Source organism: Pirellulales bacterium, from assembly GCA_019694455.1.
GTDB lineage: Bacteria > Planctomycetota > Planctomycetia > Pirellulales > JAEUIK01 > JAIBBY01.
Window position 1 is genome coordinate 1 of the sequence record JAIBBY010000087.1, and the last position, 10,036, is coordinate 10,036.

Below are 10,036 nucleotides of genomic sequence, written 5' to 3' on the forward strand. Positions count from 1 at the left end.
GCGACTTCGTCACCTGCATGCTCACCGCCTGCGAGGGAGACGAGATCAGCGTTCTCCAGCGGGTCTTTGTCCCCAACTCGCTCGGCTCGCTCTACACCATGATCTGCGAGTTCATCGGCTATGGCGAATATGGCGACGAAGGCAAGGTGATGGGCCTCGCCCCCCTGGGAGGCGATCGCTACGCCGATCAATTCGACGACATGGTGACGCTCAATGGCGCCGGCTTCGAACTCAATCCTAAATACTTCCTCCCCTTTGGCGCCTCGCAAGGAATGAAGATCGCCGACGACGGCCAGGTGACCCTCGAACGGCACTACTCCGATCACTTGATCGAACGATTCGGGCCGCCTCGCGTCCCGCGCTCCGACCTCACCCAGCGCGACCGCGATCTGGCGTTTGGCGTGCAGCACGTTTTTGAAAAGGTGTATCTGCACACGCTCCGCGCGCTCCACCAGTTGTGCCCCAGCGAGCGCGTGGCCATCGCCGGAGGTTGCGCGCTCAACAGCGTCGCCAACGGCAAGGTCTTTACCGAGACCCCCTTTGCCGAAACCTGCATTCAGCCCGCCGCCGGCGACGACGGCTTGGCGCTCGGCGCGGCGCTCTATGTCTCCAACTCCATGCTTCGCGAAGGGCGCCGCTATGTCATGGAAAACGCCTATCTCGGCCCCGAGTTCGCCGACGCGCCAATCCGCGCCGCGCTCGACGCCGCGGGCGTCCCCTACCAGTCGCTCGATCGCCAGTCGCTGCTCGCCGCCACCGTCGACCAGATCGAGCGCGGCAATGTCGTTGGCTGGTTTCAGGGTCGCATGGAGTGGGGACCGCGGGCGCTCGGCAATCGCTCGATCGTCGTCCACCCCGGCCTGCCCAACATGAAAGACGTGCTCAACGCGCGGATCAAGCGCCGCGAGTGGTTCCGCCCCTTTGCCCCGAGCGTGCTGGTCGAGCGCCAGTCCGAGATTTTCGAGCAAGGTCAACCTTCTCCCTTCATGCTCCACGTCTATCCCATCAAGCCTGCGTGGCGCGAACGCCTCTGCGCGGTCACGCATGTCGATGGCACGGGCCGCTTGCAAACGGTCAGCCGCCAGGAGAACCCGCTCTACTACGATCTGATCAGCGAGTTCGATCGCCGCACCGGCATCCCGGTCCTGCTCAACACCAGCTTCAACGAAAACGAACCGGTGGTCTGCCAACCTTCGGAAGCGATCGATTGCTTCCTGCGCACCAAAATGGACGCCCTGGCCATCGGCTCGTTCCTGTGCCAGAAGCAAACGCCTGCTTCGTAGTAGCGGTCGGCTTGCGCTCCAAGGGCAGGACCAAGACTTGTCGCGTACTGCGCGCCGCAGTAAGCTGAAAGAATCGATTGCAATGGGATGTGCGGCCATGACTTGCGCAATGAGCAAAGCCACAAGAGTAGTCATGCTTGGCTCATTGCTTTTTACCGGTGTGCCCATCTGGCAGCATTCGCACCCGGGCGGAGATCGGCCTCATTACCACCACGACCATGGTCATCCCGATCATGAGGGCACGGGACTGGCCCATGCGCATGTCACATTATTTGGCGTGGAATTCACCATTCCCGCCGAATCGAGTAACGACGAATCGGACGAGAGCCGCGCGACCTTTTTGATTGCGGCGCCAGTCATCGCCTGCGAGATGAGTCACGATTGCTCACTCGTTCACTTGGCTCAGCCAATTCTAAATGCTGGCGAGCTAATCCAAATCGTGCCGGCGTTCCGTTGCAAGACGGCAATCGCAGCGCCTCTGTGTGATACTGCGCGCCATGAGCGCTCCGGCGTGCAATTGATTTGAGCCTCTAGCGGCTTCTCCGCTGGTTCACTCTCACTCACACAAAGGATATTGCCATGCGCGCTATTTGGCTGATTGCGCTGTTGTTCAGTCTGGTTGGATGCGAAAAGCCCTCAGCTTCAAAAGCCCCCGTGACCATCGACCCACACGATGTGCCGATTACGGAGGCGGACGTGACGTTGCCCGCAAACTTTGCCGAAGCAATTCCGCGGATCAAAGGCTATCGCGATTCCATCCGCCAATTGATAACAGCCGGAACTCCCGCTCAGGCTCATCGCGATCTGGACGAACTCGACATCGTGTTGAACAAGCTCCCTTCCATCGCGAAGGACAGCGGCGTGCCCAATGAGCAATGGGAGTCAATCAACCTTGCGGCGCAGGAGCTTCGAGCTTCGTTCAACGAGCTACATGCTGCGATCGACGCCAAGCGCGAGCCTGACTACGCGGCTGTCGCTGCGTCAATCGACCAGGCGATTGCCAAATTGGAGCAAGTGCCATGAGAGTCCTATTGATTCTTGCCCTATTGCCAGGCGTAACGCTGGCCCATGAGGGACACGCGCCACTGCCCACAAAGGGCGCAATTGTCAAAGGCGACCGACTCATGTTGTCGGCTAGCGCGTCGCAAGCCATCGGTGTGCAATTCGGAAAAGTCGAACTTGCCGAAGTGCGAGAATCCATTCGAGCCGTCGCGTCGGTTGAACTCCCCTGGAGCCAACAAGCCTACGTGACCACGCTAATTGCAGGGCGAATTGAAAGCGTGTTGGTGAAACCCGGTGAATCAGTCAGCGCCGGGCAAGAGTTGGCGCGGGTTTCGGGCATCGAACTCGAAACGTTGCAACTCGCGCTACTCCAGGCAAACAAAGAAAAGGCGTTGACAGATCAGTTGCTGGCAGGACAGACAACCGCCGGCGAAGTCATCTCCGGCAAGTTGATGTTGCAAACCCGCACCGACGCGCGCCAGCAAGCAATTCGTTTCAAAGTCGCCTGGGAGAAGCTCAAGGCGATTGGTCTGACGGACGACGCGTTGTGGCAGGTGTGCCGCTCGGGGACAACCGTTGCCGCGGTCTCAATTCTCGCCCCAATCGACGGCGTCGTCTCACGGGCCGATGTGCGCGCGGGCCAGATTGTGCAACCCACCGATCACCTTTACCACATTGTCGATCCCTCGCGGGTCTGGGTCGTGGCAAAGGTGCTGGAGGCGGACGTGGGCAGCGTCAAAATCGGCCAGCCCGTCGAGGTGACCTTTGCCGCATTGCCCGGCCGGTTGTTCCAATCAACCGTGGATCATCTTGAACTTCGGATCAATGCGGATCGCACGCTGTCGGTCAAATCCGTATTGCAAAACTCGGGCGACCTGCGACCCGGATTGTTTGGCAGAGTGCGCATCGTGGTGGATTCGACCAAGGCGGTGGTTTGTCCTCGCGAGTCGTTGGCCGACGGCTTTGCTTTTGTTCAACAATCGACCGGCAACTTGATTCGCAAGCCGGTCAACGTCGCGGTCATGCGCGGCGGGCAAGCGGAGATTGCGGACGGGCTGTTTCCCGGTGACAAGGTGGTCACAGTGGGAAGTCACGAGCTATCAGCGCTATTTGCCAGACCAACGACGAAAGCCGCCGCCGACGTCCAGCCAATGATTCGCGCGACGCAAGGTCAGATTGAGGTGCCCACCGATCAAAAAGCTTTCGCCAGCGCGCCGATAGAGGGTCGCATTCGGCGGATTTTCGTGGAGCACGGCCAGCGAGTCCACAAGGGCCAGATCTTGGCCGAACTCGATAGTCTGTCGTTTCGCAATCTGCAGTTGGATTTGTTGCAAGCGCGAACGAACCTTGATGAAGCCACGCAAAACCTCGCGCGGTTGGAGTCACTCCGCGACTCGGTTGTCCGCAAGGAGTTTTGGAAGGCCCAATCCGAACGCGATCAGTTGCGCTATTCCGTCACTAGTCTCGAAAACCAATTGGCGCTTCTGGGAGCGGACGATCAAGGGCCATTCGTGCCAATTCGTGCGCCAGCCGCTGGGCTCATCTGCGACTTCACACTGATTCCTGGCCAAGTTGTGGCACGGAATGACTCGCTGTTTGAACTGCACAACCTAACAACCGTTTGGGCTCGAGCTTACTTGTTCGCACATGACGCCGCGCAGGTGGCCGTTGGACAGGCGGTTCAAGTCGGGCTTGCGTCCGACCCCCGGTTTTCCGCGCCGGCGACTATCGAGCGGCTACACCCGCTGTTGGTCTCGGGCAATCGAGCCTTGGCGGTTTGGCTGGAACTGGACAACCCGGATTTGCGGCTCAAGGAAGGCATGGCCGCGATCATCAAACTGGGGATTTGAACCATGCTCGATTGGCTGATTGGCGCTTCGCTCAAAAATCGGGGCGTAGTGTTGGCCGCGACGATCGTGCTCGTGCTCTACGGGAGCTATCAGGCCACTCAATTGCCGATTGATGTCTTTCCGGATTTGAACCGGCCGACCGTCACCATCATGACCGAAGCCCACGGACTGGCGCCGGAAGAAGTCGAAACGCTGGTCACGATTCCCATCGAATCGGTGATGAACGGAGCGATGCGCGTGGAGCGCGTGCGATCCGCGTCTGGCATAGGCATTTCGATTGTATGGGTCGAGTTTGGCTGGGACACAGACATCTACATCGATCGTCAAATCGTCAATGAAAAGCTACAGCTCGCCCGCAGTCGGCTGCCGCAAGACGTGAACCCGGTGATGACGCCCATCAGCTCGATCATGGGAGAAATCATGCTGATTGGACTCCGCGCGGCGAAGACCTCCCCGATGCAACTGCGCACCATTGCCGACTGGGAAATTCGACAACGTCTGCTGGCCATCGGCGGTGTGTCGCAAGTGACCGTGATGGGCGGACACCTCAAACAGTATCAAGTGCTCACGTCGCCCGAACGATTGGCTCAATTCAACGTCACGTTGGACGAACTGACCAGCGCGGTAACTAACTCCAACGTTGTGACCGGCGGCGGCTTTTTGTTGGACAAGAATCAAGAGTCTCTCATCCGCATCGTGGGTCGCGCGCAAAGTCTCGTGGATATTGAGAATACGGTGGTCCGCCAAGATCGGCCGCTGTCCATCACTGTCCGGCAAGTAGCCGACGTAACGCTGGGCGGCCCGGTGCCACGCGGCGCAGGCAGCGTTGGCGGCAAGCCGGCCGTCATCCTGTCGATTCAAAAGCAGCCGGGCGCGGATACCCTGGAATTGACTCGCAGAATCGAGCGAACGCTTGCCGAAATGAGGTTGCCGCCCGACGTTGTGATTGACCGCGATCTATTCAAGCAGGCCAGTTTCATTCAGGCGGCAATCGGCAATGTGCAAGAGGCAATTCGCGATGGGGCGATTTGGGTGATCGTTGTGCTGTTTCTCTTCCTATGGAACGTCCGCGCCAGCGCCATTACCCTGACCGCGATTCCGCTTTCCATCTTCATCACGATCGTTGTCTTTCGTTACTTCAATGTTTCGATCAATACCATGACCTTGGGTGGACTGGCCGTGGCGATCGGCGAGCTCGTCGATGACAGCATTGTCGACATTGAGAACATCTATCGTCGATTGAGAGAGAATCGACAGCAGGCGCGGCCCGACAACCCGATGACGGTCATCTTCCGCGCATCGTCCGAAGTGCGCAACAGCATCGTGTACGCCACCTTGATTGTGGTGCTGGTTGTGCTGCCGCTGTTTTCGCTCGCGGGGCTGGAAGGACGTTTGTTCGCGCCGTTGGGCCTGGCTTACGTTGTGACTTTGCTGGCGTCGTTGCTGGTGTCGTTGACCGTGACGCCCGTGATGGCGTCTTGCTTCATGTCCAATGCTCGACTCATTGATCGCGGCGAGCCATTGTTGGTTCGCTGGCTCAAGTGGCTCGACGCCAAGTTGCTCCGCTTTACGCTCAAACACGCAAGTGGCGTGCTGGCCCTGGTCGCCCTCTTGGTGTTCGGGTCCATCGTGTCGATCTTCGGAATGGGCGGAGAATTCCTTCCACCCTTCAACGAAGGCACATTGACCATCGGCATGGAAACGCCCCCCTCAACGAGCTTGGAAGAATCCAATCGTATTGGAACTCTGGTCGAAAAGTCGCTCTTGCAGATTCCGGAAGTGACCCATGTCTCACGCCGCACTGGACGGGCCGAACTCGATGAACATGCCGAAAATGTCAATGTGTCCGAAATCGACGTCGGTTTGCTAGAGCCGGAGAAATCCAAGCCAGGGATCCTGAACGCCGTTTTGCGGGGCATTCCCGGCTTGCATGGCATGGGTGTCGAACAAGTGGGACGCGACCGTGAGATCGTGTTGGCTGAAATTCGCGATCGACTATCGGAAATGCCGGGCGTGCTGTGCAACATCGGCCAACCGATATCACACCGATTGGACCATATCATGTCCGGCATCCGTTCACAAATGGCCGTGAAATTGTACGGACCAGATTTAGCGGAGCTACGATCGCAAGCGGTCGAAATACGCGACTTGATGGCGGCCGTGCCAGGCATCGTCGACCTGCGAGTTGAGCCGCAAGTGGAAATTCCACAAGTCAAGGTCGAAGTGCTGCGCGCCGAGGCACTCCGCTATGGACTGTCACCGGGCGAAGTGGCCCATACCCTGGAAACCGCCTTCCAAGGAACCACGGTTTCGCAAGTGCTCGAGGGGCAACGACGCTTCGACTTGCTCGTTTGGTTCGACGAGCAGGCCCGCAACGATCTAGAGGCGATTCGCGCAACGACGATCAGCACGCCCGACGGTAGCCCTGTGGCGCTGGGGACTGTCGCCAAGGTCGAAGCCACCAACGGACCCAATACGATCAACCGCGAGAATGTGATGCGGCGAATTGTCGTGCAAGCCAACGTCGCCGGCCGCGACTTGGCGGGTGTGGTGACGGATATTCGCAACTCGGCCGAGAAGCTGAAGCTCCCCCAAGGCTACTTCATCGAATACGGCGGTCAATTCGAGGCGCAGCAACAGGCCAACTTGCGGCTCTTGATCTTGGGAACTTTGTCGATCGTGGGCATATTCTTGCTCTTATGCAAAGGTCTCGAATCGTGGCGCGCCGCTCTGCAAGTCATGGTCAACATCCCGCTGGCGGCCATTGGCGCAGTGGTCGCGTTGCTGTTGACTAACCTACCAAGCCTCGACGCTCTACAGGCCACCAGTTGGTGGGAGTGGCCGCGTGTTTGGGCACAGGCCACGACGCTATCCGTCGCTCATTGGGTAGGCTTTATTACCCTTGTCGGCATCGTCTGCCGCAACGGAATTATGATGATTTCGCACTTCATCCACCTGATGAAATACGAAGGCGAGCAGTTTGACGAACAGATGATTATTCGCGGGAGCCTGGAACGACTCACGCCGGTGCTGATGACCGCGTTGACGGCGATCATCGGACTCGTACCACTGGCAATGGGCGCGGGAGAGACTGGTAAAGAAATTTTGCACCCCTTGGCCATTGTCGTGATTGGCGGCCTGATTAGCTCAACGCTATTAGATCAACTCGTCACGCCGGCGTTGTTCTATAAATTTGGCCGACCGGAAAAGCCGAAGTCTCCGGATACCCCTTTCCCTCTCTTCTGATTACGGGTGCTTGTACTTCCTGGAACACTTCGCAGGTAGGTTTTCGGAGTGTCACTCCGAATTGCGATCACTACCGGTTGTGGTCTGGCAAGTCGCGGCCACTACATCTGCTGTTTGGGCAGTTCTCATTTGACCGAATTGCACTACACCAATTCCGAAAACTCCGAAAACCCTCCCGCCACTCCCGCGCGGCCGTCACGGCGCAAGCCGTGACGTACCAAGTGTTTTGAAAAACAGAATCCGGATTCGCATTCGATTTCGGAGAAGCGTTTTCGGAGTCCACCCCCCTGTTTTCGTGTTTTGAGCGCATTTCAATTCCGCATCCCCTGCAGCCCACCGGGCAACCTCACCTGCTCTACTGCTCACCTGCTCCGACTGGCGTGCCAGGTAATCACGCCCGTCTCCTCTTTTCTCCCCTCCGCGTCTCTGCGTCTCGGCGGTTCGTCGCCTTCACGCCGACCTCAACTGCCAACTGGCGCCGCGCGCAGCGTGTCAGCCAGGTCGCCAATCCAGGCATCGACCACGGTGGCCAGGTTGACGTTGCGATCGACCTCGGCCGCCGCTCTCAGGCAGGTTTCGATCGCCTGCGGCAAGGCGTCTTCGTCGCGCTCGGCGCGGCGCGCTACGCGCCCCGCCGCGTCGGCCAACACTTCGTCCGCGGGCGCCGCCGCGCCGGTTTGCGCGCGCAGCGCGGCGCGCAATAACTCCACGACAAACGCGATCACCTGCCGCAGGCGCTGGCGGCGCGCGGCGGCTTCGCTCCCCGCGGCGTCGACAAACGTGGCGACCTGCCGCGCCGTTTGCACGCCCGGCAGCGGCGACTTGGCGATCAGCGCAAACAGTTCCGCGCGAAACCGCCACAACTCGGGGTCGGCCAACTCAGCGGCGCGCGTCAGGCTCCCTTCGCAAAACGAGGCCAGCCGCCGCGCCTCGGCCGCGTCGGCCACCATCTGCTGCTCAACCAAAAGCCGCGACACCACCTCCCCCTCCAGCGGCCGGAAGCGCACAATCTGCGAGCGCGAGCGAATGGTGGGCAACTGTCGCTCCAGGCTCGTGCCGATCAAGATCAACAGCGAGCGCGGCGGCGGCTCTTCCAGCGTCTTGAGCAGGCAGTTGGCGCCTTCCACATTCAAAAAGTCGGCGTCGTTGATGATGGCGATCTTGCGCCGCCCCGCGAAACTCTTCAGCCCCAGATCGTGACACAGCCCTTCGCGCATCCGCTTTTCGCCCGAGCCAATCAACAATTCCAACGGAATGGCGCTCTTGTCCTTGGGCTTGGCGACGGTGAGCACGTCGGGATGCGTGCCGGCCATCACTTGCAAACAGCCGGGACACGCGCCGCAAGGATCAAGCGCCTCCTCCGGGCGCCGCTCGCACAACAGCGACTGCGCCAGCTTATGCGCAAACAGCCGCTTGCCGATCCCTTCGCTCCCCACAAACAGATATGTGCTGGCCAAGCGACCGGCTGCCAGACAGCGGCGAAACTGCTCGGCTACGTCGTCATGTCCTTCGATTCCTTGCCAGCTCATCCGCTACCGCGCTCCCGCAAGGAGCCGCATTGGGTCAGCGCTGCGATCGCCGCTTGCACCTGGGCCGCCACCCTCTCGGCCGGCTGTGCGGCGTCGATCACTCGAATTCGCTCCGGCGCGCGCGCCGCCTCGCTCAAAAAGCCCGCCCGCAGCCGCGCCTGATACTCGCCGCCGCGCGCCTCCAGGCGATCGAGCGGTCGGTTCAGCCGCGCCCGCGCCCCCTTGGCCGGCATGTCCAACAGCAGTGTGCAGTCGGGCATCAGCCCGCCAGTGGCGATTTGTCCCACCTGCCAGATGGTCGCGGGGTCGAGTCCCCCCGCATGGCCTTGATACACCACGTTGGCCAAGAGAAAGCGATCGCTGATGACCGTCTTGCCGGCGGCCAGCGCGGGGCGAATCAGTTCTTCAACTAGCTGCGCCCGGGCCGCCATGTACAGCAGCATCTCCGTGGTCATGGCCATGCCTGCGCCGCGCTCTCCCAACAGCAATTCGCGGATCGCCTCGCCGATGGTGGTGGATCCGGGATCGCGGCACACCACCACCTCGGCCCCCCGCGCGTGCAGCCACATTTGGCACAGGTCGATTTGTGTGCTCTTGCCCACACCGTCGATGCCGTCGAAGCTGAGGAACATGGTGGCGACTCGCCGGCCTAGTTGTGCGATGGCCGCACAGGAAAGTGAACGCGCACCTCGGGGTGCATGCTGTACAGCCGCAGTTCAGCGCCATCGCCGGCCAAGATGCCGCTCGATTGATTGTCGCGCAGAATGGGGTTGTGCGGATAGCGGGTCCAGTGCAGGCGATCAGTTGAGACGGCCAGATTGGTGCACCACGCGCGGCTCATGGGATCGTCGAGCGCGTGGTAGTACAGATAATAACGCCCGTCGCGTTGCACGACCTGATTCGCCGCCACCTGCCCATGCTCGGCTTCCGACGGAACCAAGATCGGCTCGTCCTGCACGTTGGTCCATGTCTTCAGATCGGCGCTGCTGGCCAGCCACAACCCGCGATCGCCGCGCTCATAGATCAGATACCACTGCTTGCCTTCGCGCCACACGGTAGGGGTGCCATACGGCCCCGGCGAAATCGGGCTGCCATCCGCCTGGCGCACGTCCACTGCGCCTTGCGG

General features: G+C 60.3%; 8 protein-coding genes. 5 read left to right on the forward strand and 3 right to left on the reverse strand.

Annotated elements, in window-relative coordinates; genetic code table 11:
* The 5 genes from K1X71_20175 to K1X71_20195 all read left to right on the forward strand — a co-directional run.
* Positions 1-1,283, forward strand: a 1,283-nt coding sequence (locus K1X71_20175) for a carbamoyltransferase (GenBank protein ID MBX7075466.1), incomplete at its 5' end; no start/stop codon positions are given.
* A gap of 109 nt (positions 1,284-1,392) precedes the next feature.
* The gene (locus K1X71_20180; GenBank protein MBX7075467.1) at positions 1,393-1,809 is read left to right on the forward strand and encodes a hypothetical protein; all 417 of its coding nucleotides are present in this window, start codon (positions 1,393-1,395) and stop codon (positions 1,807-1,809) included.
* A gap of 53 nt (positions 1,810-1,862) precedes the next feature.
* Positions 1,863-2,306, forward strand: coding sequence for a hypothetical protein (locus K1X71_20185; GenBank protein MBX7075468.1), 444 nt, complete (start codon positions 1,863-1,865; stop codon positions 2,304-2,306).
* Positions 2,303-4,135, forward strand: a complete 1,833-nt coding sequence (locus tag K1X71_20190) for an efflux RND transporter periplasmic adaptor subunit (protein MBX7075469.1) — start codon at positions 2,303-2,305, stop codon at positions 4,133-4,135. The genes K1X71_20185 and K1X71_20190 overlap by 4 nt, the downstream gene beginning before the upstream one ends.
* A gap of 3 nt (positions 4,136-4,138) precedes the next feature.
* Complete coding sequence (locus K1X71_20195) at positions 4,139-7,381, forward strand: efflux RND transporter permease subunit (protein ID MBX7075470.1); 3,243 nt, start codon at positions 4,139-4,141, stop codon at positions 7,379-7,381.
* Between the two features lie 461 nt (positions 7,382-7,842).
* On the opposite strand, the gene K1X71_20200 is transcribed toward K1X71_20195, so the two are convergent.
* The 3 genes from K1X71_20200 to K1X71_20210 form a co-directional block, all read right to left on the reverse strand.
* Positions 7,843-8,910, reverse strand: a complete 1,068-nt coding sequence (locus tag K1X71_20200; protein ID MBX7075471.1) for an AAA family ATPase — start codon at positions 8,908-8,910, stop codon at positions 7,843-7,845.
* On the reverse strand, positions 8,907-9,542 hold the full coding sequence (gene tmk, locus K1X71_20205; protein ID MBX7075472.1) for a dTMP kinase: 636 nt from the start codon (positions 9,540-9,542) through the stop codon (positions 8,907-8,909). Before tmk ends, K1X71_20200 begins: the two co-directional genes overlap by 4 nt.
* 17 nt (positions 9,543-9,559) lie before the next feature.
* Positions 9,560-10,036: family 43 glycosylhydrolase (locus K1X71_20210; GenBank protein ID MBX7075473.1), on the reverse strand; the 477-nt coding region annotated here is incomplete at its 5' end.

Excerpts from the sequence above, each read along its gene's own strand:
- K1X71_20180 (MBX7075467.1), top strand. The coding sequence starts at position 1,393 with ATGAGCAAAGCCACAAGAGTAGTCATGCTTGGCTCATTGCTTTTTACC.
- K1X71_20185 (MBX7075468.1), top strand. The coding sequence starts at position 1,863 with ATGCGCGCTATTTGGCTGATTGCGCTGTTGTTCAGTCTGGTTGGATGC.
- K1X71_20190 (MBX7075469.1), top strand. The coding sequence starts at position 2,303 with ATGAGAGTCCTATTGATTCTTGCCCTATTGCCAGGCGTAACGCTGGCC.
- K1X71_20195 (MBX7075470.1), top strand. The coding sequence starts at position 4,139 with ATGCTCGATTGGCTGATTGGCGCTTCGCTCAAAAATCGGGGCGTAGTG.
- K1X71_20200 (MBX7075471.1), bottom strand. The coding sequence starts at position 8,910 with ATGAGCTGGCAAGGAATCGAAGGACATGACGACGTAGCCGAGCAGTTT.
- tmk (MBX7075472.1), bottom strand. The coding sequence starts at position 9,542 with ATGTTCCTCAGCTTCGACGGCATCGACGGTGTGGGCAAGAGCACACAA.